This window comes from Paenibacillus sp. UMB4589-SE434 (genome assembly GCF_030226685.1).
Lineage (GTDB): Bacteria > Bacillota > Bacilli > Paenibacillales > Paenibacillaceae > Paenibacillus_B.
Genome location: NZ_JASOYK010000001.1, coordinates 509,096 through 533,119, shown reverse-complemented (window position 1 = coordinate 533,119; position 24,024 = coordinate 509,096). Strand labels below are relative to the sequence as shown.

Sequence of the window (24,024 nt, the reverse complement as noted above, 5' to 3'; positions counted from 1 at the left end):
AATCAATGTCCAACATGTTTGAAATCTTAGAATATAACGAACAGTTTGTCAGTAACCGCGAGTACGAGCAATATTTAACGAACAAGTTTCCCGACAAAAAGATGGTTATCTTTACATGTATGGATACAAGACTTGTGGAGCTTCTTCCTAAAGCGATGAATTTGCGAAATGGGGATGCCAAAATCATAAAAAATGCTGGGGCAATTATATCTCAGCCTTTTGGTAGTGTCGTGCGCAGCGTTTTAGTAGCGATCTACGAGTTGGAGGCCAACGAGGTTATGGTTGTCGGCCATTATGAGTGCGGCATGACGGGTTTGAACTCGCAGCATATTATCGATCAAGCAAAGGAACGCGGAGTTGATGATGTTGTCCTGGATACATTGACAAACTCTGGCATTAAGCTTCATCATTGGCTGCGTGGATTCGATAACGTGCATGAAGGAGTGCTGAACAGTGTGCGTATCTTACGCAACCACCCGCTTCTACCTTCTGACATTCCAGTACATGGCATGCTGATTCATCCCGAGACGGGTGCTTTAGAATGGATCGCTGATGGATATCGTTATTTGGAAGAGAAGAAGTCTTCTAACGGTGCGTCAACAGATATCCCTCCTTCTCCTTCAGCAACTAGATAATTACTGTCGTGTACACATAAAAAAGGAGTTGAACGCAACTCCTTTTTTATGTGTGCTATAATTGTAATTATAACCATTTTATCCAGAAGAAGATAGCGACTCTACCCTCATTAAGTTCCACGGTTCCCCCAACATTCTACACCCAACCTCCCCACTTGCGTCCATCCCGTTATTGTTGTGAAACCTCACCTATAACAGTGCCTACAGGCTCATTAAGCTCTGCAAATGTAAAAGCCGTCCAGAACTAAACTTCTAAAGAAGCTCAGCTCTGGACGGCTTATTAACACCTCACAAACAGCTCACTAATTAGACTTCATCCATACAAGCTGACAGTCGCTTGTATAGTTGATCCGCATTCATCTGTTCCCCAATTAGCACAATAACATCATCCACTTGGCCTTGTGGCATAATCGGAATAAACTCGGTAGCACGATACGCATATTGGAACATGTAGCGTTTAGATGTATCGGTGAAACTTACAATTCCTTTGGCACGGTACACTTCTTGTGGAAGGTCCATCAGCCATTGCTCGAATCGTTCACTGTCGAGCGGCTTATCGATTGGGTGCGTCCACACAGTCACATGAGCATGGGAAGATTGACGAGAACGATGGATTGAGCACGTATGCTCGGGACTCGCTTCTTTCCTAATAGCAGAATGATACTGTTCATCGTCCTTATGCATGTTGCACGTACAAACGTTGCGTTCGTCGGAAGACACCTGTGATACACGTGTTGACATAAAGTCGCTGCTTAGCTGCTGCGATGTCAGTAAGCCATGCTCCCACACTGATCGCGGCACAATCGCCTTGCTTGTTCGCACCCTAACGGCAGTTTCATTCCAAGCACACACATGGCTTTCGACACGATTTGCCTCTTCATCGGACAGCAGATCACATTTATTCAACACAAGCACGTTAGCTGCACGCACCTGTTCACGCAGAAGACGCTCCAATTTCTTAGATGGGGCTCGCGTCGCATCGGACGGGGGAAATACTTGATCGGCTAATTGGACGGTATCTGCCAGCGTAACAATCTGTGTCAATTGTACTGGAGCATATAACGATACCTCAGTTAATGTGTCCACAAGCTCCATCGGTTCTGCGATGCCTGTACACTCTACATATATAACATCTGGAGCCTGCTCGGACACCAATTCGTGCAGTTTGACGCCAAAGTCTCCCCGAATAGAGCAGCATATACATCCGCTTAACAGTTCCTCCATCGGAACCTGTTCTGGCAGCAATTGGCCATCCAAATTGACATCGCCAACTTCGTTCATAATAACGGCCGGGGTGAGTCCAGCTTCCAAGCTCCAAGCCAGAAGCTGTTGGAGCAATGTCGTCTTGCCGCTTCCTAGAAACCCAGCTAATATAATAACAGGTATATCCTGTCTAACTGCATTCTCATCAGATATGGATGAAATCATATCATTATCCCCCATCATGTTGTACAATAAAGTCTCATCACATGATACAACCTTCCTCGTTGGCAGCGCAAGACACTTTACCCTTATCTAGACTATTTTAGCAATCACCCATTGAATTTATGTAATTTTTTTCATATAATCAAAATGAATATTATGTTTGTTTATCTAGCAGGGGAACTTTAGTGGCACCAACAGTTGAATTGGGGGGATTCATTTATGTTAAACACTTTATCGTATGGACTGCTTGGACTACTGGCCCGGGAGTCTTGCTCCGGTTATGATTTAATGCTGCGGATTCAGCCTTTCTGGCAGGCCAAGCATAGCCAGATCTATCCGCTTCTTGCCAAGCTTGAGCGCGAAGGCTTCGTCCAATTCGTACGCATTGAACAAAGAGATAAACCAGACAAGAAAGTATATTCCATTACTGAGAGTGGAACTAAGGCCGTGATGAATTGGCTCGGGGAGGCGCCAGCAGATGCTGCGACGCGGGACGAGCTTAGTCTGAAGGCACAATGTATATGGATGACTGATCGTAACATTGCCATCCCTTTGTTCTTAACGCGACTCAAACAGCTAGACACTAAGATTGCTTATTATGAGAAACTGCTTTCTCGTATCCCTGAGAACGAGCGTCATGCTCGCTCCTTGCATTTCGGCGATTATATCTTACTGAATCGCGCTATCACATTAGCGGAAGCTCAGATTAAATGGTGCCGCTGGGTGGTTACAATGCTAGAAGCAACTAGTGAAGACGAATAACATCTTATATATGAGTCCTAAGACCGCAGAGTGAGTGAATGAACTCTGCGGTTATTTGATATTCTTGCAGCCACTTCCCACTTGTAGGTTAGCAGTTAGGAAGTCTTCGATTAAGCGCAGCCTGTCTTGCTGCTATAACATCGGAACGATCCCGAAGACGATGACGATGGATCAGTTCGTCCGTAAAGTCCGTGTCTGCTAGATTCCAGCCTAAGCCGTGCTTATTGCAATAAATCTGGCACTGCTTCAACAAATGGGGATCATCAATAGGCAAGTTCATCGTCTCAAATACACGATCAGAGCGGACACGTTCTGAGGACATCATAAGGTGTTCCGTTTTCTTCAATCGCTGACCCACCATATATGTTAACTTATCCCCCTCTATGCCAAGACCTTTCCAATCAATCGACCGTATACTATCCTCAACTTGACGATACATCTTCTCTGCGCCCGGCAAGTTCCCTCGTCGTTCATGATATAACCCCACCGCCAAACGTATGAGCACGAGCCAAGTCTGCTGGAGATCAGCATCTGTTTCCTGCTTCCACATCTCTTCCATAATCTCATGGCATTCAAACCAGTCACGTGTGACGTGGAATTCCACCAAATATTGAATATAGCCATCTGCATACATGGTGCTTCCCTCCTTGGCAGTTACCGTCTATGACTATTGTAACAAATCCCATCATCTTTTTGAAACCATTTGTGTGTTGAAAACGTAAAGCATGTCGAAACGGTAACCATTCTTCTAGAGGAGGCAAATCATGCGCAAATGGATGTCGGTCTTTTTGGTAGTCGCACTTCTGTTCGCTGTAACAGCACCAGGAGTTGTAGATGCTAAACGAGGAGGATTCAGCTCAGGAGTCAAGAAATATAATCCGTCTACGAGCAAATCCAACTCAGGTACTTCCAATTCCACCAACAACAAGTCGAATGTAAACAACTCGACCAATAAAAACACAAATACGGGAACAACAGCTAAACGGGGTTTCTTTAGTGGTGGAAGCTTAATGAAAGGCTTGATGATTGGTGGTCTTGCTGGGCTTCTATTTGGCGGGCTATTCGGCAACATGGGAATGATGGGGGAAATTCTAGGCTTAATGCTGAACGTAATCGCTTTGATCGTGTTAGTTATGGTCATCTCGATGTTTGTTCGCAAGTGGCGTGAGCGCCGTAAGCCAGCATCTAATGACGGACGGTGGAACTAATGAATTTAACCTTGACGATGGATGAAATTGTGAATGCAATCTGCCTCAATATGGCGATGCGTAGACAAGTTCAGCCTTCTGATATCGAGGTTGAACTGTGTTGGGATGAAGAACATGGATTCTCTGCTCAAGTATGGGTGCAGGGCAGACAGCAATATATTGTCGAGACTAATATGCTGGAAGCATTAGAACAATATGTTTATAACACACATGGGCAGCGTGTCTTCCGTTCACAGATTCAGCTCCAGGTAAACGATGAGGAAATGTGGGCAGACGTTCAATTGAGCTAGTCCACTATACCAACGTATAAAACGGCTGCTCCAAGATGAATCATAATCATCTAGGAAGCAGCCGTTTTCTTCTATTAGCAATACCTTTTCTCTATGAAAATGACGAATTATTTTTCAAAAAAAGCCGTTTTGTAACAACATTGTAGCCAGTTTTTAAGGTGAATTTAATGTTCACCCCTTAAGATAATAACAAGAGAAATAGAATGAAACAGGAGGCCGATATGAATGAAAACTGTATATATTGATTTCCAAGATCGTAAAATACCTGTATTCTGTACAACCGTGTCCCACAAAAATACATTTTCACTACTTAAAGACGCACTTAATCGGAAGCTCAATTCTGGTAAAAGAGCCATTAAGACTTGCCTGGAGACATTAATCAGTATCGAGATCGTAGGGTCAGAAGCGATACTTCATTCTCGCAGAGAAAACGACACACTAGCCCTCTCGCTCTACTAGTACACACATGATCAGGTTGTATACTGCACGACCGCATCGAGGTTGATTCGGCAGTTGGATAAGGCACAATGTAAATTACGAACGTATATAGCCCAGCATGCTACTTAGCTAACCTATATACATGAACACAACTCTTATTTAACCACTGTACAAATTATTTTGCAAACATTCGGCGTATCTTCTTTTGGAAGATACGCCGTTTTTGTATTGGGTCACACCTGATTACCAAGTCGAGGTCTTTATAATATGGTAAATATTGCACCTCATCTGATTAAGGCCTTATTTCTGCACACAGTAAAAATAATTTTCTTGACACGATACATATTGTATCATACATTACAAATAGTGCCCTATTCCTACTGCAGCATTATCATGAACAAAAAAGGAGTAAAGTGAATGACAATTGGAGAGCGCTTACGCAGACTGCGGATGTCTCGTAAATTGTCTCAAGAAGAAGTCGCCCGGCATATCGGAGTTACACGTTCCGCATACAGTCATTACGAGATCAACAGTCGTCAGCCTGTTTACGATACAATTCGTAAACTAGCAGTTCTTTTTGACGTATCCATTGATTATTTGGTGAATGCGGATAATCAGGATAAACAGCCTGTTGAAACACAGCGACTTCTTCAAATGTGGCAATCGATGGACGAACATTCACGTGAGCAAACGTTAAGTATGATGCAGCATGTCATGAAGCATTCCGAGTTAAAATAATACAAACAAACATCTTTTGGACAACCTCAGATTGCTACTGCAATCGCGCAGGCAGTTCAATATGAAACGTGCATCCCTGTCCCTGCATACTTGTAGCCCAGATCGATCCATGATGCAGTTCTACAATTTCTTTCGCAATAGAAAGTCCCAGACCGCTGCCTCCAGAAGATGAATTTCTTGATTTGTCCTTTTTGTAGAAGCGATCAAAGATGTAAGGTAAATCTTCTGAGTCCACTCCGATACCCGTATCGGTAACTTCCAAGTGAATGCACGATTTGTACGCAACATATTGAACCCGGATACTAATTGTGCCGCCGGCAGGTGTAAATTTGACTGCATTATAAATAAGGTTGTCAAACACCTGAGTCATCCGATCGATATCTATACGCAAATGTAAGCTTACCGGCGGTGCATCCCGATAGGTTAAGTTATAACAGGCAAATAAGAAACCACGTCTACGTAATTCCAACTCGTAATGTTCTTCAATGTGTGAAATAAAATGCTCTAGCAGCATATCCTCCATCGTAACCTGTACTTCCCTCGCTTCCAGCTTAGACAGTTCGAACAAATCGCCGATGAGATGATTCAAACTATTAATTTTGTTGAGCATTAGCTTGACATATTTTTTTTGCTCAGCAGGTTCATTAATAACGTCGTCATGAAGCGCTTCTAAGTAGCCGCGAATCAATGTCATCGGTGTTCTAAGATCGTGCGATATATTGGTCAGCAAGTGCCTGCGTGAATTTTCCATTCGCTCCAGTTCTTTATTTTTCTGTTCCAGATTCTCATTCATATGGAGCAATTCCCCTGTGCGGACTTGAATCCTCTGTTCTAGACCCGTATTTAGTTCACGCAGCTCACTGGACACGGACTCCACTTCCTCCATAGCATTAGAATAGCGCATCGATATCATCAGCGATTGCATAAATACACAAATGACAAGTCCGATAGGAGACAAATCCCTTATTGGAGCAAGTTCCTGATAGTAAAGCAAATCATTAATTATGAGCACACAGAACACGGTAAACCCGATTAAAGCTATCGTTGCACCTAGACGTTGTCTCAGTACAGCCTTAATCGTAACAGACAACATAAACAACATCGCAATGACAATGTAGACCTGATAGAGAAGCATCCAAGACGTAAACACGATCGTCGATAACGCAAGTGTTAAACCGAATAGCACCATGCCCACAATCAAAATAAAGCGGTACAACGTTCGATGAGACTCTTTTATAAACAATGTCTTGACGTAACTAACACCGCACATTACGGCGCATATCGTCAAGCAGTAATCAAGCCTTACCACGCTGTCCCAAGGGATCCATGGAAACCAGTTATACAACAGCATATCCCCGACCGCTAAGATACGAAGTGAGATCGCAACACATAGCAGTCCAAAATGGAAAGTGAATACATCTTGCCTTCTTTCTAGGAACATACCCAGATGATAAAGGCCAACAATAAAGAGACATCCGAAGAGGACCGCATCTCTTACGGTTTCCATTTTACTTTTGCGAATCATCTGCTCGGTTGATCCGATTTCGGGTGCTTGCCACATCCCGCCTTTGACATAGGAATAATTAGAGACCTGTATAACAATATCCAATATTTCATCATCAAACACCATCATAGCAAGACGCTGTTTCATGCCGGGGACTGCTTTTTCCGGTTCATCCCCCACTTTCCCTTCACTGACAAAGGGGTGGCCATTAATCCATACTTTGTATGATGTGTATATGGCAGGCAGCCAGATTCCCAACATCCCGGCTTCTTTGTCTTTAAGAATCTGTATCCGATAAGTCGCATATCCTGTTCCGCTTAATGGCCAATCGTTTAAGATCATTTGATTCCAGGACGTGGGTACTTGCACATATTGGCGCTCCCTCGTTGGATTCGAGAATTGATCCGGCCGCACTAGTTCTTTCCATGTAAACTCCCACTTGCCTTTTAATGAAACTGAGCCGTCTTTGGCAAAGTCCCAGGAGCGAAGATCCATCACGCCAAATAAGGATTGAGGTGCAAGCTTGCGCTGAGATACATCGCTGATGAGTTGAACTAGCAATATAGTAACCACTACTAGGGCTACAATTATATGAAATGATATGCGTCTAATCGTTCTGCACCTCCTGCTTTTTCTCATTGTATATCACCGCAATTCATTTGGCGAGATCTTCCAATCCTATCATTGTCATCTTCTACCAACATTCGCTATAATGGGGATGATAGTGGAGGTGATAGCTTCATATGGCTGAACACAAAATATTGATTGTGGATGATGAACTTGAAATAACGGAATTGATCTCACTGTATTTGAAAAGGGAAGGATTTAAAGTCTATGTAGCAGATAACGGACATGCTGCATTAGAATTAGCTAGGACCGTCAAGCCGGATCTAATTGTTCTCGATATCCTGTTAAAGTCATTGGACGGCATCGAAGTATGCAAGCAGATAAGAAAAACATCCACTGTGCCGATCATATTTATTAGCTGCAAAAGTGACGATGTCGATATTATATTAGGCTTGACGATTGGTGGAGACGATTACATTACGAAGCCATTTAGTCCCAGTCAGCTCGTAGCCCGGGTTAAGGCTCAATTAAGGCGCCGTTTGATTCAAGAAAACTCTGCTTCCGAAGGAGATATTATTTCCTATCCTGGTCTGGAACTTGATTTGAACAGCCACACCGTTAAGGTTGACGGACGTGTCATCTCATTGTCTTCCAAAGAGTTTGACTTGTTGACACACCTTGCGCAATCTCCTAACAAAGTGTTTAAGCTGGAACAGCTGTATCAACTGATTTGGAACTCGGAGAGCTTTGGTGACACCCGCACGTTAATGGTACATATCAGCAATTTACGCAAGAAAATAGAACCCGATCCCGCCAATCCCCGCTTTATTCTGACCGTACGCGGCGTCGGCTACAAGTTTACTTGTTGACGGCTAACGCATAACCAACGATCCTGCATGCCCCTTGCGTTTCATGCACTCTCTTGAGCTGCTTCCATAGCTTCGCAGCGCATTTTGTAGTACAATAGCGGTTAGCGACTTTGTGAAGATAAGGAAGGTAGAATTATCGTGATGTACATGGCTCAAGATTGGAAAGACTATGAGGTCATCGATACTGGTGGCGGAGAAAAGCTGGAACGTTGGGGAGATATTGTATTGCGTCGACCTGATCCGCAAATTATATGGCCAATCGCGGAAGAAACCAAGAGATGGCATAACGTTCATGGACATTATCACAGAAGTTCCTCAGGCGGCGGACAATGGGATATGAAGAAGCCTGTACCTGACCGCTGGACGATCAGATACCGTGATCTCCAATTTTATATCCGTCCAACAAGCTTTAAGCATACTGGACTGTTTCCAGAACAAGCAGTGAACTGGGCCTGGATGATGGACAAGATTGCAGCAGCCAAGCGCCCTGTGAAAGTGTTAAATTTGTTTGGATATACTGGCGGTGCTTCTGTTGCATGTGCTTATGCTGGTGCAGAAGTATGTCATGTCGATGCTGCCAAAGGTATGGTACAGTGGGCGAAAGAGAACGTTCAGCTATCTGGCTTATCTGACCGCCCTGTGCGTTATATTACAGATGATGTATTTAAGTTTGTACAACGAGAACAGCGCCGTGGCAGCAAGTATGATGCAATCATTATGGACCCACCATCCTATGGACGCGGGACAAACGGCGAGACTTGGAAGCTTGAGCAAAGTCTTTATCCGTTCCTTGAATTGTGCATGACTATTATGTCTGACAATCCGTTGTTTATGTTGATTAATTCTTATACGACAGGCCTCTCGCCTGCAGTGTTAGAAAACATGCTTCATTTAACTATGAAGAAACAGTACGGCGGAACGATAACGTGCGGTGAGATTGGACTGCCGACTACTGAAACGGGGCTTGCCCTTCCGTGCGGTATACTTGGTCGCTGGGAGGCATAGATCTTATGGGATATGAGACAGCGCCTACGATTCCAATCCTGTTCGAAGACAATCATATCCTAGTTGTAGAGAAGCCTGTGAACGTGCTGTCACAGGCTGATTCTACGCATGATGAAGATATGCTTACACTGCTCAAGAATGATCTTAAAGTACGCTACAACAAGCCTGGGAACGTTTACTTGGGGCTTGTACATCGACTTGATCGCCCTGTGGGTGGCGCAATGGTATTTGCCAAGACATCCAAAGCAGCGTCACGCCTTTCCGATACGGTACGGAAACAGGAATTGGCCAAGCGTTATATTGCTGTCGTTCACGGAATGCCGGCACAATCTCGCGCTTCGCTTCGACATTATTTACTTAAAGACAGCCGCACCAATACAGTACGGACTGCCAACCCGGGTACTCCAGATGCCAAAGAGGCACGACTGGACTATGAAGTAATCGGCCAACATGATAATCTGTCTCTGGTTCTTGTGGAATTACATACCGGAAGACCTCATCAGATCCGTGTTCAGATGCAGGCAATCGGCTGTCCTTTGTATGGGGATCAAAGATACGGAGCAGCTCTTAACAAAGCAGGCCAACAAATCGCACTTTGGTCCACATATCTTTCTTTCTGCCATCCCACAACTAAAGAGTTAATGGCATTTAGATCTATACCGCCTCCCACTTATCCATGGAATAACTGGGATGTAGTAGACTTAATGAACACCAAATTAAATACGTTATCTTAATGGTAGACCCGACCGAAAGGACCGATGCCACGTGGAATCGTCTCAATGGAGGCAAGGGCTGTACCTTGTCTCTATTGCTATGCTGCTGATGTTAACTGCAGCGTGTCAATTGAATGTTGGTCCACTAAAGCAAGCAGAGCATGGATCACACACAATCCAGCAGGAGTCAGGGAACGACAGTCAATCCCATACCGCGCAATTGCCGACACCAACTGCCCCTGGCGACAAGTCATCTACCTCAACTTATCCAAGTGCCGAATCAGCGAACCAGCACGATCAGCAGCTTAAGTTATTAGCTGTCGGAGACATTATGATGCACAGTCCCCAATTTCCAGCTTACTATAATCGAAAGACCGGAGGCTATTCATTTAACAGCTATTTCGATCTGGTCAAGCCTTATATTACACAAGCTGATCTTGCATGGGCCAATCTGGAAACACCGCTGCTTGGCGGTGAGCGAGAGTACACTGGTTATCCTAGATTTAATGCGCCGGCAGAGTTAGCAGATGCACTACGTTACGCTGGATTTGATATCGTCACGAATGCTAACAACCATTCACTCGATCGATCCGAAAGAGGAGTCTTGAAGACATTAGAGGTACTTAAACAGCGTCAATTCATTACGAAGGGTACTTTTGCTTCGAAGTGGGAGTCCGAACAGCCTACCGTTATCGAGAAAAACGGGATCAAGCTTGGCATTCTTGCCTACACTTACGGAACGAATGGAATATCGCTGCCCAAGGATAAACCCTACATGGTGGCTCTTATTGATGAAGACAAGATCATCAAAGACATCCGTTTAGCCCGTCAAGCAGGAGCGGACGTTATTGCAATTGCACTTCACTTTGGGAATGAGTACGAGCCCGATCCGAATCAACAGCAAATCAAGCTGGCACGCAAGCTGGTGGCTGCGGGGGCAGATATTATTTTAGGTTCACACCCACACGTGCTTCAACCCTATGAACGCGTAACTGTACACGCTGCAGACGGACATAAACGCGATGGTATCATTATGTATTCAATGGGTAACTTTGTATCTAACCAGCGCGGAGAGGGTAAAGATATTGGTGTCATGCTGCAGCTAACCATAAAGAAACGCGGAGCCGACGGGACTATTCAAATTCTGGATACCGAGGTCCATCCTACGTGGGTATACAGAGCAGGTACAAAATCAAAAAGGACCTACAAAATCGTTCCTTTAAAAGCAGTTGCTTACGAGAAGCAAACCTCGACTTGGAGCAAAAAACAAAGAGATGACATGAAACGGATGCTGAATTCCGCCATGAAACATCTCAGATCCCGACCTCATACTGCTGTCGTTAAAGCATTGACGTAAGTAGCGTAGCAAGGACGGACTTATAGCACTCATATATTCTCATTACTTTCATCTCATAAATAAACCATCTTACTGTGAATTTGGCCCTCTTGAGCCTGTTCCAGACGGTTGCAACGAAGCTCCTGGAGGAGCTCCACTCGTTAACTTATTCAGCAATAAAATAAGCAGTTGCTGGTTATGCGTCGAGATCCGATTCAAAATGTCGTTCCAATACGACTCGCGAATATGGATTCCTCGGCGCATTTCTTGTTGCCCAAACGGTGTCAAGCTAACCCAGACAATACGGCGATCTCCCATATCACGCTCACGTATAATAAGAGCGTTCTTCTCCATACGATCCAGCAGAGTGGTGACCGCTGCCGGGGTTGTTGCAAGATGCTGAAGTAAATCAGAGGGCTTCACGCGCTCATATTCGGAGACACGCTCCAGCACGATGAGCTGACTTTCGGTCAAACTTGGTGCAAGCGCTTCATCCATCACGCCTTTATAATCCTTTGATAATTTCGACCATAGCTTCGAGAAATCGTTCGCGTTCATCGTATAACCCTCCTACATCTCATCCCGTTTCTCCAAAACAACTAAATTATACCACATGCCGCATGCCTTGGTCATCATTCGATATGATGGATGTTTAAATATAAACGAAAACGGACAACATTCGGCACACTTCACTCTCCTTTTTCATAAGATGGAATGTAGGCATTTGTACGGGGTGACACAATGAGGAAAGGAGCATGACGATGGACAATTGGAAGAACGAACTGTTCAGGAAAGCTTGGGAGGCTGGAATAATAAAAGACCCACAATGGTGCAGCCGCCTCGATGAGCCGGCCCCATTGTGGGTTATGTTGGATATTGCCCTGAAATTAAACGAAATGTTTGATCCCCCGCATAAACCGTTTGATTAACGGATCATAGAAAGGAAAACAATGAGCAAATGCGGTATTACGCGTTGGGAAGCAGTTTATAAGACAAATGCTTTAACCAGGTATTCCTCTTTCTCTAAGGAGACAAGTGACTTCCCGATCGATTTGCGATCCATTAAAGGAGCATGCTCTGTGATCAACTGATGAGCGGCGTGGGTGCTGCTAAGCAGTATGATGGAGTATGCTTCTTTACTGTAAAATGCGCCAATCAACTTAGACCCGTTAGGCTTGACACGTTTGCCTTCTTTGAATTCAAACGTCTGTATCCCCTTGCCTCCGCGGCCTTGCAGCTGATAATCAAGCAGCAAAGAACGTTTGCCCCAACCTATGTCCGTAATGACTGTCACTTCACCCTCATCCCCACTTACCCGCATGACAGCTGCAAGCTCATCATCTTCGCGTAATTGGATGCCACGAACACCGCTCGCCGCTCTTCCCATCGGGTTAATCTCACCTTCATGGAAGCGAATGGACATGCCCAGCTTCGTTATTAACAACAGTTCTTGTGCGGAGTCTGACAGCATGACTTGCAGCAGTTCATCACCGTCTGATACTTTACACGCAACTACTCCGGCTGAACGATTAGTTTCGTATTCCTTCAACAGTGTACGTTTCACTTGACCTCGCCTTGAGACAAACATTAGTGATAACGCTTCATCGTCAAATGACTTCACCGGAATCACCGCGACAATCTGATCTTCCTTGGCAATTGAAATCACATTGACGATTGCTGTACCGTTATCCTTCCATTTGAATTCAGGCACCAAGTGGACGGGAAGCGAGAAATATTGTCCCTTCTGTGTGAAGATCAACAGCTTATCCAGCGTGTTTACTTCTAACACATGACGAATATGGTCTCCCTCCTTGACGCCTGAGCTATGCAATTCCCCTCCAGAGCGAGTAAACGACAACATGTTTGTCCGTTTGACATAACCGTCATTTGAGACCGTGACAATTACATCTTCGGCGTTCACCATCACTTCGAGATTCACTTTTATTTCCTCGATCTCACCTTGCACGGCAGATCGACGATCAATGCCGAATCGCTGCTGAATGTCTGTTAACTCTTTCTTAATCACGGACAACAGCTTGCGTTCGCTGGCCAATATAGCTTGCAAATCGGCGATCTTTTTGCGAATCTCGTTAAGCTCCTTATCTAGGGATGATAGTTCAAGATTTGTAAGTCGATACAATTGCAGCGTTAAAATAGCATCCGCTTGTCGTTCAGAGAAGCCAAACTTGTCTACCAAGTTCTGCTGTGCATCCTGACGATTCTTCGATGCTTTAATCGTTGCGATGACCTCATCCAGAATATCGAGTGCCTTCACAAGCCCTTCCAGTACATGACCCCTGTCTTCCGCCTTCTTGAGATCGTATGTGGTTCGTGCCGTCACGACTTCTTTCTGGTGATTGATATACGCTGTCAACATTGGCATAAGGCCAAGCTGCATTGGTGTCTTATTAACGATTGACACCATGTTGAAGTTATAAGCGGTCTGAAGATCTGTCTTCTTGAACAAATAGTTCAAAATGCCTTGTGCATCCGCTTCCTTCTTTAATTCAACGACAATTCGTAAACCTTCACGACCACTCTCGTCGCGAACTTCTGCTATGCCATCTACTTTTTTCTCCAACCGAATATTTTCCATCGCCGTGACCAGTCGAGACTTCACTACTTGATATGGAATTTCCGTAATGACAATCTGCTGGCGTCCACCACGCATGTCCTCAATTTCCGTTTTGGAACGAATATATATACGACCTTTGCCTGTCCGATATGCTTCACGGATACCTTCTTCGCCCATAATGATACCGCCCGTTGGGAAATCTGGGCCCTGAACGATGTTCAGAATATCATCTAATCCAGCACTCGGCTTATCAATGAGAGCCACACAAGCATCGATAATCTCACGCAAGTTATGCGTCGGAATCTCCGTTGCAAATCCAGAGGATATCCCGCTTGAACCGTTCACGAGCAGATTCGGAAAGCGAGCTGGCAGTACAGCCGGCTCCTCTTCTGTATTATCAAAATTCGGACGGAACAATACAGTGTCCTTCTCGATATCCCGCAGCAGCTCCAACGCAATCGGCGATAAGCGTGCTTCCGTATATCGCATGGCCGCTGCTGGATCATCGTCCATCGAACCCCAGTTGCCATGTCCGTCAACTAACACATGCCCCATCTTCCAAGGCTGAGCCATACGTACCATACCATCATAGATTGAAGAATCTCCATGAGGATGATAATTCCCCATGACGTCCCCTACTGTCTTCGCGGACTTGCGGTATGGCTTGTCTGGTGTATTTCCGGATTCGTACATCGCATACAAAATTCGCCTTTGAACCGGCTTGAGACCATCCCTGATATCAGGAATAGCTCGATCTTGGATTATATATTTGGAATAACGGCCGAACCGGTCGCCAACCACGTCTTCCAAAAACGCAGGCTTGAACTGTTCCGATACGCTCATCTATATCACCTTTCTATTCTTCGAACTCCGTGAAGTCAACATTCTCTACGATCCAGCGTTTACGAGGATCAACTTTATCTCCCATCAAAGTTGACACCCGGCGTTCCGCCTTGGCTGCATCCTCAATCTGAACTTGCAGCAGCGTTCGTGTCTCCGGGTCCATCGTTGTTTCCCACAATTGGTCAGGATTCATCTCACCAAGACCTTTATAGCGCTGAATTTCCGCCTGGTTTCCGAACTGTTTTAAATAACTGCTTAACTGTTCGTCCGTCCATGCATATCGAACTGTTGAAAGCTTCCCTTTCTTGTGCGTAATCTTATAGAGAGGCGGCTGAGCAATATAGACCTTCCCTGCATCAATTAAAGGCTTCATATACCGGTAGAAGAACGTCAGCAGCAGCACCTGAATATGCGCCCCATCCGTATCGGCATCGGTCATAATAATAATCTTGGCATAGTTGCTCTCGTCAACTTCGAATTCAGGACCTACTCCTGCACCTATAGCATGAATGATTGTGCGGTACTCATCATTTTTCAAAATGTCAGCAAGCTTGGCTTTCTCTGGATTCATCGGTTTCCCTTTTAGCGGCAGGATTGCCTGTACTTTTGAATCTCTGCCCTGCTTTGCAGAACCTCCCGCAGAATCACCTTCCACGATAAACAGCTCATTACGTGAAAAGTCCTTAGATTGAGCCGGCGTCAGCTTGCCGCCCAAATTCGAGCTCTCGCTGCGCTTCTTACCTGTGCGCACTTCCTCGCGAGCTTTGCGTGCAGCCTCGCGAGCCCGCGAAGCCTGAATGGCCTTCTTAACCAGCTGCTGCGCCACCTGAGGATTCTCCTCAAGGAAGATCTGCATCTGCTCGGACACGATGGCATCCACTGCACTTCTCGCAATCGCACTCCCAAGCTGGTCCTTTGTCTGGCCGACAAACTCTACTTCAGACATCTTCACATTGATAACAGACATCATACCTTCACGAAGATCATTGCCGTCCAGATTCTTATCTTTTTCTTTAAGTAGTGCATTCTTGCGGGCGTACTCGTTCATAACCCGAGTATAGGCTGTCTTATAACCTGTCTCGTGTGTTCCCCCGCCACGCGTCGGAATCGAGTTCACGAATGAAGCGATCGTCTCGGTATAACCATCGTTATATTGAAGTGCGATCTCTACCTCAATGTCTTCCTTCTCACCTGTAAAATGAATGACATCGTGCAGTACACTCTTGTTCTCATTCAAGTATTGAACAAACTCACTTGCTCCGCCTTCATAACGGAACGTTTCCTGCTTGCCTGAGCGCTCATCCTTCAGATTCACCGTAAGGCCCGAATTCAAGAAAGCAATCTCCTGCAGACGCTCGGAGAGCGTGTCAATATTCATATGAATACTACCGTGAAATACTTTCTTGTCCGGCTTAAACGTAACTTTAGTTCCTGTCCGGTTGGTATTCCCTATAATATCCAACCCGCCAACAGGCTCACCGACATGTTCAATGCCGTTGTCTTCCGTCCACGACTCAAAGCGTTGACGGTGAATCTTGCCATCACGGTATATCTCAACGACCAGCCATTCTGATAATGCATTAGTCACCGATGCGCCTACACCATGCAGACCACCTGACTTCTTATAGCCAGAACCACCAAACTTACCTCCGGCATGCAATATCGTAAATACGACTTGTGGTGTCGGAATGCCTGTCTTATGTAATCCTGTTGGTATTCCTCGTCCGTTATCGCGAACCGTTATAGATTGGTCCGCGTGTATCGTCACATCAATGACGGAGCAATACTTGGCCAGATGCTCGTCCACTGCATTGTCGACGATTTCCCATACAAGATGGTGAAGACCCGATGAGCTTGTGCTTCCAATATACATCCCTGGTCTCTTTCTAACCGCGACAAGCCCTTCGAGCACTTGAATGTCGTCAGCGCCATAATCCGAAGCGCGGTGCTCTGGTGTTCCTTCCTGCTTCGGAAGCTGACCGAACAAATCGATCTGATCGACCATTCGTGCTCCTCCTTCAATTGTACATATTATGTCTTTCTAATTCGGTCGGCAAAAGAAAATCTGCCGCCCTAAACGTACTAATGAGATGACCTCACATCCCACCAGTCCATTCAGATGCAAACAGATGTTTCGCATTCTTGTCTATTTTAATTCAAAATGTCCTGTTTCGTAAAGACGCGGAATGCAATGAATAAGGCAACCGCTCCCCAAACCGACAATACACCCAAGGAAAACAACAGTGACATTCCCTCTATTGGTGCTGGTGTTCCAGCCAAATAGTCTGTCAGCTTTAAATTAATCATAAACAAATACTTGGCTGTCGGCCAGGCTGAAGCCATATTATATAGAATCGTTCCTGCAATCAATGTTGCCATCAGCGTAACGATACTGGCAGCTGTACTCCGCACCAGCACGGATATCATAAATCCAAGCGCTGCGACCACAATGCTGGAAAACCATATTAATCCGCACTGCATCAACAAGTATAACCATGAAGGCAGCATATGTACAGCCTCAACATTAACATTTGTTCCCGACACATTAAATCCGGTAAACAACGGGAAGCTCCATCCTCCATACCCAAACACAGCACCCGATATGAGGTAGGACAGTAAAGCTGTCATGAGAACAACCACACCCGTAAACAGCATGAGTACCAGCCATTTACTCATTAATATTTTCCACCTTCGCACGGGTCTCGTCAGCAGCATCTTGATCGTCCCCGTAGAGCGCTCAGATGATACAATATCACTTGCGATGGCCATCACCAGCAGCGGAATAAATAAATTAACCGAATTATCCATAAAGGTACGCGTAAACGTAACTCCATTAGGTTCATTAGGATTCACGTCATGATCCAAATAATATTGCAACTGCTGCAGCATGATACGACGGAATTTCTTCCACTCCTCAGGAATTCGATCACTACCGAGCGTATTTTGGTAATCCGTAATTTGCTGTGTAATTTCCCGCCGCCAATCCTGATCGAATTTCTCACGACTATTTTGGGCAATCTTCATTTGGGCGTATGTAAATACCGGAATTAAAATAACAAGAATAAGCATAACGACATAAAATCGTTTCTTTTTCAGCACTTTTAACGTTTCGTTTTGGATTAGAGCCAACATATTATTCAATGTGACCTCCTTCCGTCATCTCCAGGAAGAGTTGTTCAAGCGTTGGCACAACACGCTGAATGCCTTCTACTGCTACTCCCGCATCCGTTAAAGCCTGATTTAATGCAGCAATATGTTCCGGTGACGTTTCTGTAATGATAAAGTGCTCAGGCAATCCTATAAGTACAGACTCATCTATTACCGCCTTATCCGCTTCCAGCACTTTGGCTTGTTCGCTGGCCTGTAGCATTTGTAATGCCTTGTCCAGCGGCTCTGCCATCCATATGACATACTGACTGCGGCCCGTAAGCAACTGATCAACATCGTCTACAGCAAGTACACAACCATTGCTGATAATAGCTACCCGGTCGCACATCAACTGAATTTCGCTGAGCAGATGGCTCGATACAAATACAGCCATGCCGCTGTCTGCCAGCAAACGAATAAATCCACGCAGCTCCTTAATCCCAAGTGGATCTAGTCCATTCGTCGGCTCGTCAAGAATCAACAGCTTTGGCTGAACAAGCAAAGCCTGGGCAATTCCAAGCCTCTGCCGCATCCCAAGAGAATAGGTTTTGACTTTATCATGGATTCGCTTGGTCAAGCCTACCACGTTAACGACTTCATGAATGCGGATGGAATCAATGCCAGGTACCATCCGCGCAAAATGCTCTAGATTTTCCCAACCCGTCAAATAGTTATACATTTCCGGATTCTCGACAATTGAACCTACAAATCTCAGTGCTTTTTCTGGCTGACGGTTCACATCATACCCGCATACTTGAATATGACCAGAAGTAGGCTTAATCAGATCCACGAGCATACGAATTGTTGTTGTCTTGCCTGAGCCGTTTGGACCTAGAAAACCAAATATTTCACCCGCGCGAACATCAAAGCTCACATCATGAATGATCCATTTACGGCCAATCTTTTTCTTAATTTGTTTGACTGATAAAATAACAGGACGATCCGGCAATGCATGTTCCGTTTCCATCTCGGTACCTCCTTAATTCGGCAGCATAGATTAGATGAATAAGACTTATTTCGGTAAAAATTTCACGTATGTATTACGTATTCGCAACCTAACTGCTGCCTAAGTTCTATTAATAGGACTGCATACATTTGCTTTACTTCATACTCTGTACGATACGCTCCGCAATTGCTGCATAACCTTCCGCATTCGGATGAAAATGGTCAGAGGAAATATAGATCCCCATATTACGCTCAAATAGATCCTGTGTCGGAATAAGGAGCATATTAGGATCCTTATTGATGATAGATGCGGCCGCATTGTTCCAGCTTTGAACGACTGAACCGCCAATGACCCGCATTTCTTTGACATCAGAGAACGGATTATACAATCCGACGTATATAATAAGTGCATCCGGGTTCCATTTTCGTATTCGGATAAGTACCGATTCAAGCGAAGTGACGCCTGCCTTGGCTTTGGCTTGCAAGGACGCCTCATTTAAAGGCTCATTGCCCATCTGCTCTGTACGGGCGCTTTGAAATAAATCGTTGCCCCCAATCGTCAACAAGATAACATTAGCTTGTCTCAACGAATAACCGATGCTGTCTTCTTTCAGCTTATTTACTAACTGATCTGCGCGCAGTCCGTTTACTGCCAAATTGTTTATCAACTTTACCGGTTTCTCTTGTACTTTGAGTAATTGGGTTACTGTACGTCGCACGTAGCCGTCACCTGTGGCATCACCGGTACCTCTTGTTAACGAGTCGCCAAGTGACACGATACGAATCTCCTTCATTGATTCATCTGGGGTTACTTCCGGAGTCTTCACTTGTGGCTTTTCGGCAAATGGCACACTGCCTGGTGATATAATATCGGCTACACCGAATCCAAATCCGACGAGGAACAACAGGGTCGAACCCACTCCTACAGCAGCGATAAATCCCCATAAGCCAGATCGCTTATTCATCTCGTTTCCCTCTCTTCATCGTTATGTATAGGGGTTGTCCAACAGGTCAGTTTACGATATGCCCCGAGCTTCTTTAGGACTAGGTATCACTTATGCTGACAACGCTTCTGTCTACACTTACATTACTGATTTATAGGACAGAAAGCAAATAAAGCAAAGAACGCTCCCGTTTACACGGAAGCGCCTTTCAGCTTACATATATTTATACTGTGCGGCTACCAAGCCATGATAAATACCGCGTTGATTCATTAATGCACTGTGATTCCCTTGCTCCATAATACGACCATGATCCAATACGATAATGTTATCACAATGACGGATTGTCGATAAGCGGTGCGCAATAATAAACGACGTCCGCCCTTTTAGCAGCGTTTTTAATGCTTCCTGAATCTTAAGTTCCGTCTCGGTATCAATGCTTGCCGTCGCCTCATCCAGGATAAGTATACGCGGATCTGCAAGCAGCGCGCGGGCAAACGAAATCAATTGCCGTTGTCCCATCGACAACACGTTGCCGCGCTCCTGAACTTCGGTCTCATACCCATCCTTCATTTCGCTAATAAATTCGTGAGCATGAACAGCCTTTGCAGCTGCTTCGACTTCCTCATCTGTCGCATCCAACCGCCCGAATCGAATATTATCTCGTATTGTGCCTGAGAAAATAAAAGTATCCTGCAGTACAATTCCAACCTGCGAACGCAAGCTGTGCAGCTTTACGTGCCGGATATCAAAACCATCAACAAGCACTCGTCCCTCAGTCGGATCATAGAATCGGCATAACAAATTAATAATTGTACTTTTGCCTGAGCCGGTATGTCCTACCAAAGCGATTGATTGCCCTGCATGAGCATGAAGGGATACCCCCTGAAGTGCCGGACGTCCCTTATCATATTCAAATAACACATGCTCTACCTCTACATCTCCCTTAATTAGCGGGAGCACCATCGCTTCTTCGCTATCATCAATGGACGGCTTCTCATCCATAAATTCAAAGATACGCTCTGAGGATGCCATTGCAATGAGCATTTGTGAATACATCTGCCCAAGTCGATTGATTGGTTCCCAGAAGTTCCCCACGTATTGGGCAAAAGCAAACAGCACCCCTACCGTGATCGCACTAGTCTCTACCAGATGTGTGCCATATACAAACAAAATAAAAGCACCAACTGCACTCGTAATCTCAATGACTGGGCCAAATGTCTGGTTTAACGCCGAGGCGCGGTTCCAAGACGTACGATTAATTGTATTCATGTGGTCAAAGAACGTCATATTCTCCTGCTCTTGCGTATAGGCCTGTGTTACTCGCATCCCTTGGATTGCTTCATTCAAGTGTGAATTGATGCGGGACTGCTTAATCCGAACGTCCTGCCATGCCATCCGGATATAGCGCCGCAGCTTGGTAGAAACAAGAAACATGATCGGCACCGTAATCATGACGGCAACGGCAAGCTGAACGTTCAGGAACAGTAAGATAATGATAATACCTATCAGCTGGAGCATATCAATCAGTACATTAATTGCCCCGTTCGTAAATAAATCCTGCAGCGAGTTGATGTCATTGGTCACTCGCACTAATACAGACCCTGCGGGTCGCTTATCATAGAATCGGAACGATAGCGACTGAATGTGCTTAAACAAATCTGCGCGTAAGTCATAAATAATACGCTGTCCGATCATATTCATAAACTTGATGCGGTAAGTGTTGGTTGCCCATTGTATCAAATACAATCCGAATATGCTGCCAGTTATAATATACAACATTCGAAGTGAGGCTGGCCCACCATCCGTTGGGTTAATGGCATGATCAATCGCATAACTAATCAGAAAAGGAACAGCCAACTTCGTCAACGTGCCAAGAATCATTAACAAGATAAGGACAGGGAGCAACTGCTTGCGATAAGGCTTCATATACACCAGCAAGCGCCGCATTTGTGCCCAGTTAAACGGTTTTTCAATTAATTCGTCATCTTGGTAAACAAATCGTGTCTTTTTATCATATACAATAGGGTTATCGATATCTTCATCTGGCCTCTGTTGTCTGGACGCGTCTGCTGTGTTCGCTTGACTCATGCTTTCACCTCATCTCTTGTCTCTGCTGACTCCCCCACCTGTAGATAGTCCGCATATTGAATCTGATAAACATCCTGATAAGTACCTGGTACCTTGATGAGCTCATGATGCGTGCCGCGCTGGACTACGTTACCTTTATCCAGTACGAGTATTTCGTCAGCATGACGCAGTGACGAGATACGATGCGCAATAATAAATACGGTGCGTCCACGCATGACCTCGTTAAATCCGGCTTGAATCTCATGCTCAGTCTCCATGTCAACTGCACTTGTAGCATCATCCAAGATTAGAATTTTCGGATCATTCAGCAGTGCTCTAGCAATCGCAATCCGCTGCTTCTGACCTCCCGATAGTCCCATCCCTCTCTCGCCAACTATCGTATCGTAACCGTCAGGCAGCTCCATAATAAAATCATGCGCTTTAGCTAGCTGCGAGACACGAATAATATCTTCTTCGGATACATCGTGACGACCATAGGATATATTGTTGCGGATCGTTGACGAAAACAGGAACGTTTCTTGAAATACAGCTGCAATTTGACGTCTGAGGCTTTTGAGATCGATTTCACGAATATCGTGCCCATCCACACGAATGGAACCCTCTTGCACATCGTAAGCACGCATTAACAGCTGTATGATGGTTGATTTCCCGGCTCCCGTTCCTCCCAGAAGTCCAATCACCTTACCTGGGGCAGCATTCAGGTTAATATTACGAACTGCATGCAGTTCGCCTTCATAACCAAATGAAACATGATCAAATTGTACGTGTCCTTTAACTTCGTCGGGATTCAGCTTTACCGCGTCAATGTGATTTTCCACATCTACCTCGGAGTTTAATAGCTCTAGAACTCGTTCACCCGATGATTTGGCTTGCGTATAGTTGTTAATATGGAATCCGATTCCCCACATCGGACCGATAATGTACCAGATCATACTGAAAAATGCTACTAGTTCACCTAATGTCAACGTTCCCTGAATTACAAATGTTCCACCCGCGCCCAGCAGAATGACAACACTTAAGGACGCCAATATTTCCATCACAGGGAAATAGCTCCCCCATAGGTTGGCCACGTGAATCTGATTGTCTTTGTACGCAATGTTCCGTACTGAGAACTTATCGACTTCATGTTCTTCACGGGCAAATGACTTAACCGTACGTACCCCTGTAATGTTCTCCTGCACAGCTGTGTTTAATGAACTGAATGTCTTGCGCATCTCGCGGAATGCCGGATGAATCTTCGCTTCGAACTTGATTGCTACAAATACGAGCAGCGGCATACATATCAACGTAATAAGCGTCAACTGCCAATTAATCGAGATCATCATACCTGCGCCGAACAAGACCATCAGCACCATGTTTAATATTTGGGCAAAACCAAAGCCCACAAAGTTGCGAATTCCTTCCAGATCGGCAGTTAATCTGGACATTAGATCCCCTGTTCGAGCTTTGTCATAATAACGGAAAGACAGCGATTGCAATTTGCGGTAACATGCATTACGCATCTCGTATGCAGTATAGTTACCTAGTCTCCCCCCGAAAAACCCGTGTAAAAATGTTAGGGTGCCTTTGACGCTAACAACGGTAACTACCGTTAATGCTAGCCAAGGCACCCATTCGTATTGCTTCTTTGCGATGACGTCGTCAATGAGAATCCTTAGCATGTTGGGATACACAAGCCCCAACGCCGTGGCGACAATCAAACAAGCAATGGATGCAAACAGCAGCTTTTTTTTAGGCCAGTAGTATGGCGCTAACTGTTTGAATACGTTCATCGTTACTCCCCCTCTCTTCCGTTGCAAACGATATCTAACGCAGTTTATCATCAGGCAATTTCAACTTCAAAACGGACATTTACGCATAATAACGATTGTAAGCCGATACAGTGACATTTATGGGTAAGAATACACTTTATTCTTTTAAATCATCCTTTTTCCTTGCGTCCGTAGCACATTAGAGAAAAAAGAAACCCACAGCCCTTAGAGGATGCAGGTA

General features: G+C 45.0%; 22 protein-coding genes. 11 read left to right on the top strand and 11 right to left on the bottom strand.

Translation table 11 applies throughout. The features are described from left to right. Positions 1-5 precede the first annotated feature (5 nt). Positions 6-635 (top strand): beta-class carbonic anhydrase, encoded by a 630-nt coding sequence (locus QP775_RS02560; protein WP_239327469.1) that lies wholly within the window; start codon positions 6-8, stop codon positions 633-635. A gap of 306 nt (positions 636-941) precedes the next feature. Here QP775_RS02560 and QP775_RS02555 read toward each other — a convergent pair whose 3' ends face one another. After that, positions 942-2,078, bottom strand: a complete 1,137-nt coding sequence (locus QP775_RS02555) for a CobW family GTP-binding protein (protein ID WP_285103340.1) — start codon at positions 2,076-2,078, stop codon at positions 942-944. 201 nt (positions 2,079-2,279) lie between these two features. On the opposite strand from QP775_RS02555, the gene QP775_RS02550 reads away from it, so the two are divergent. After that, positions 2,280-2,822: a PadR family transcriptional regulator gene (locus QP775_RS02550; RefSeq protein WP_239327467.1), complete on the top strand. Its 543-nt coding sequence runs from the start codon at positions 2,280-2,282 to the stop codon at positions 2,820-2,822. Between the two features lie 88 nt (positions 2,823-2,910). Here the strand turns inward: QP775_RS02550 and QP775_RS02545 are convergent, their stop codons facing one another. After that, positions 2,911-3,456 (bottom strand): DUF309 domain-containing protein, encoded by a 546-nt coding sequence (locus QP775_RS02545; RefSeq protein WP_285103338.1) that lies wholly within the window; start codon positions 3,454-3,456, stop codon positions 2,911-2,913. A gap of 130 nt (positions 3,457-3,586) precedes the next feature. Here QP775_RS02545 and QP775_RS02540 point away from each other — a divergent pair, with 130 nt between their 5' ends. From QP775_RS02540 to QP775_RS02525, 4 genes are all read left to right on the top strand, one after another. Then, the gene (locus QP775_RS02540) at positions 3,587-4,030 is read left to right on the top strand and encodes a hypothetical protein (protein WP_239327465.1); all 444 of its coding nucleotides are present in this window, start codon (positions 3,587-3,589) and stop codon (positions 4,028-4,030) included. Further along, positions 4,030-4,320, top strand: coding sequence for a YxcD family protein (locus QP775_RS02535; RefSeq protein WP_239327757.1), 291 nt, complete (start codon positions 4,030-4,032; stop codon positions 4,318-4,320). Before QP775_RS02540 ends, QP775_RS02535 begins: the two co-directional genes overlap by 1 nt. A 225-nt stretch (positions 4,321-4,545) precedes the next feature. Next, positions 4,546-4,779, top strand: coding sequence for a 3-dehydroquinate dehydratase (locus QP775_RS02530; protein WP_239327464.1), 234 nt, complete (start codon positions 4,546-4,548; stop codon positions 4,777-4,779). Positions 4,780-5,175: 396 nt separating this feature from the next. Further along, complete coding sequence (locus QP775_RS02525; RefSeq protein WP_239327463.1) at positions 5,176-5,496, top strand: helix-turn-helix domain-containing protein; 321 nt, start codon at positions 5,176-5,178, stop codon at positions 5,494-5,496. Positions 5,497-5,530: 34 nt separating this feature from the next. On the opposite strand, the gene QP775_RS02520 is transcribed toward QP775_RS02525, so the two are convergent. Then, entirely contained in the window at positions 5,531-7,573 is a 2,043-nt protein-coding gene (locus tag QP775_RS02520; protein WP_239327462.1) for a sensor histidine kinase, read from the bottom strand. 170 nt (positions 7,574-7,743) lie between these two features. On the opposite strand from QP775_RS02520, the gene QP775_RS02515 reads away from it, so the two are divergent. From QP775_RS02515 to QP775_RS02500, 4 genes are all read left to right on the top strand, one after another. Beyond that, positions 7,744-8,436: a response regulator transcription factor gene (locus QP775_RS02515; RefSeq protein WP_239327461.1), complete on the top strand. Its 693-nt coding sequence runs from the start codon at positions 7,744-7,746 to the stop codon at positions 8,434-8,436. A 141-nt stretch (positions 8,437-8,577) separates the two neighbouring features. After that, positions 8,578-9,441, top strand: coding sequence for a class I SAM-dependent methyltransferase (locus tag QP775_RS02510; RefSeq protein WP_239327460.1), 864 nt, complete (start codon positions 8,578-8,580; stop codon positions 9,439-9,441). 5 nt (positions 9,442-9,446) lie between these two features. After that, entirely contained in the window at positions 9,447-10,175 is a 729-nt protein-coding gene (locus QP775_RS02505) for an RluA family pseudouridine synthase (RefSeq protein ID WP_239327459.1), read from the top strand. A gap of 31 nt (positions 10,176-10,206) precedes the next feature. Beyond that, positions 10,207-11,511 (top strand): CapA family protein, encoded by a 1,305-nt coding sequence (locus QP775_RS02500; protein WP_239327458.1) that lies wholly within the window; start codon positions 10,207-10,209, stop codon positions 11,509-11,511. A gap of 69 nt (positions 11,512-11,580) precedes the next feature. On the opposite strand, the gene QP775_RS02495 is transcribed toward QP775_RS02500, so the two are convergent. Further along, positions 11,581-12,048, bottom strand: coding sequence for a MarR family winged helix-turn-helix transcriptional regulator (locus QP775_RS02495; protein WP_239327457.1), 468 nt, complete (start codon positions 12,046-12,048; stop codon positions 11,581-11,583). Positions 12,049-12,251: 203 nt separating this feature from the next. Between QP775_RS02495 and QP775_RS02490 the strand changes: the two genes are divergently transcribed. Next, complete coding sequence (locus QP775_RS02490) at positions 12,252-12,419, top strand: hypothetical protein (RefSeq protein ID WP_239327456.1); 168 nt, start codon at positions 12,252-12,254, stop codon at positions 12,417-12,419. 56 nt (positions 12,420-12,475) lie between these two features. Here the strand turns inward: QP775_RS02490 and parC are convergent, their stop codons facing one another. The 7 genes from parC to QP775_RS02455 form a co-directional block, all read right to left on the bottom strand. Next, the gene (parC, locus tag QP775_RS02485) at positions 12,476-14,908 is read right to left on the bottom strand and encodes a DNA topoisomerase IV subunit A (protein WP_285103331.1); all 2,433 of its coding nucleotides are present in this window, start codon (positions 14,906-14,908) and stop codon (positions 12,476-12,478) included. Between the two features lie 13 nt (positions 14,909-14,921). After that, positions 14,922-16,913: a DNA topoisomerase IV subunit B gene (gene parE, locus QP775_RS02480; protein WP_239327454.1), complete on the bottom strand. Its 1,992-nt coding sequence runs from the start codon at positions 16,911-16,913 to the stop codon at positions 14,922-14,924. Positions 16,914-17,059: 146 nt separating this feature from the next. Continuing rightward, a complete protein-coding gene (locus QP775_RS02475; protein WP_285103328.1) occupies positions 17,060-18,049 on the bottom strand; it encodes an ABC transporter permease in 990 nt (329 codons plus the stop codon). After that, the gene (locus QP775_RS02470; protein WP_285103326.1) at positions 18,042-19,022 is read right to left on the bottom strand and encodes an ABC transporter ATP-binding protein; all 981 of its coding nucleotides are present in this window, start codon (positions 19,020-19,022) and stop codon (positions 18,042-18,044) included. Before QP775_RS02470 ends, QP775_RS02475 begins: the two co-directional genes overlap by 8 nt. A 133-nt stretch (positions 19,023-19,155) precedes the next feature. Beyond that, complete coding sequence (locus QP775_RS02465) at positions 19,156-19,965, bottom strand: GDSL-type esterase/lipase family protein (RefSeq protein ID WP_239327451.1); 810 nt, start codon at positions 19,963-19,965, stop codon at positions 19,156-19,158. A gap of 192 nt (positions 19,966-20,157) precedes the next feature. Then, positions 20,158-22,032 carry an ABC transporter ATP-binding protein gene (locus QP775_RS02460; protein WP_285103324.1) on the bottom strand — a complete coding sequence of 625 codons (1,875 nt, stop codon included), beginning with the start codon at positions 22,030-22,032 and terminating at the stop codon, positions 20,158-20,160. Then, on the bottom strand, positions 22,029-23,804 hold the full coding sequence (locus tag QP775_RS02455) for an ABC transporter ATP-binding protein (RefSeq protein WP_239327449.1): 1,776 nt from the start codon (positions 23,802-23,804) through the stop codon (positions 22,029-22,031). The genes QP775_RS02460 and QP775_RS02455 overlap by 4 nt, the downstream gene beginning before the upstream one ends. Positions 23,805-24,024: the final 220 nt, after the last annotated feature.

What these genes read in the sequence shown, in the direction of transcription:
- QP775_RS02560 (WP_239327469.1), top strand. Translation starts at nt 6, where the DNA reads ATGTCCAACATGTTTGAAATCTTAGAATATAACGAACAGTTTGTCAGT.
- QP775_RS02555 (WP_285103340.1), bottom strand. Translation starts at nt 2,078, where the DNA reads ATGGGGGATAATGATATGATTTCATCCATATCTGATGAGAATGCAGTT.
- QP775_RS02550 (WP_239327467.1), top strand. Translation starts at nt 2,280, where the DNA reads ATGTTAAACACTTTATCGTATGGACTGCTTGGACTACTGGCCCGGGAG.
- QP775_RS02545 (WP_285103338.1), bottom strand. Translation starts at nt 3,456, where the DNA reads ATGTATGCAGATGGCTATATTCAATATTTGGTGGAATTCCACGTCACA.
- QP775_RS02540 (WP_239327465.1), top strand. Translation starts at nt 3,587, where the DNA reads ATGCGCAAATGGATGTCGGTCTTTTTGGTAGTCGCACTTCTGTTCGCT.
- QP775_RS02535 (WP_239327757.1), top strand. Translation starts at nt 4,030, where the DNA reads ATGAATTTAACCTTGACGATGGATGAAATTGTGAATGCAATCTGCCTC.
- QP775_RS02530 (WP_239327464.1), top strand. Translation starts at nt 4,546, where the DNA reads ATGAAAACTGTATATATTGATTTCCAAGATCGTAAAATACCTGTATTC.
- QP775_RS02525 (WP_239327463.1), top strand. Translation starts at nt 5,176, where the DNA reads ATGACAATTGGAGAGCGCTTACGCAGACTGCGGATGTCTCGTAAATTG.
- QP775_RS02515 (WP_239327461.1), top strand. Translation starts at nt 7,744, where the DNA reads ATGGCTGAACACAAAATATTGATTGTGGATGATGAACTTGAAATAACG.
- QP775_RS02510 (WP_239327460.1), top strand. Translation starts at nt 8,578, where the DNA reads ATGTACATGGCTCAAGATTGGAAAGACTATGAGGTCATCGATACTGGT.
- QP775_RS02505 (WP_239327459.1), top strand. Translation starts at nt 9,447, where the DNA reads ATGGGATATGAGACAGCGCCTACGATTCCAATCCTGTTCGAAGACAAT.
- QP775_RS02495 (WP_239327457.1), bottom strand. Translation starts at nt 12,048, where the DNA reads ATGAACGCGAACGATTTCTCGAAGCTATGGTCGAAATTATCAAAGGAT.
- QP775_RS02490 (WP_239327456.1), top strand. Translation starts at nt 12,252, where the DNA reads ATGGACAATTGGAAGAACGAACTGTTCAGGAAAGCTTGGGAGGCTGGA.
- parC (WP_285103331.1), bottom strand. Translation starts at nt 14,908, where the DNA reads ATGAGCGTATCGGAACAGTTCAAGCCTGCGTTTTTGGAAGACGTGGTT.
- parE (WP_239327454.1), bottom strand. Translation starts at nt 16,913, where the DNA reads ATGGTCGATCAGATCGATTTGTTCGGTCAGCTTCCGAAGCAGGAAGGA.
- QP775_RS02470 (WP_285103326.1), bottom strand. Translation starts at nt 19,022, where the DNA reads ATGGAAACGGAACATGCATTGCCGGATCGTCCTGTTATTTTATCAGTC.
- QP775_RS02465 (WP_239327451.1), bottom strand. Translation starts at nt 19,965, where the DNA reads ATGAATAAGCGATCTGGCTTATGGGGATTTATCGCTGCTGTAGGAGTG.
- QP775_RS02460 (WP_285103324.1), bottom strand. Translation starts at nt 22,032, where the DNA reads ATGAGTCAAGCGAACACAGCAGACGCGTCCAGACAACAGAGGCCAGAT.
- QP775_RS02455 (WP_239327449.1), bottom strand. Translation starts at nt 23,804, where the DNA reads ATGAACGTATTCAAACAGTTAGCGCCATACTACTGGCCTAAAAAAAAG.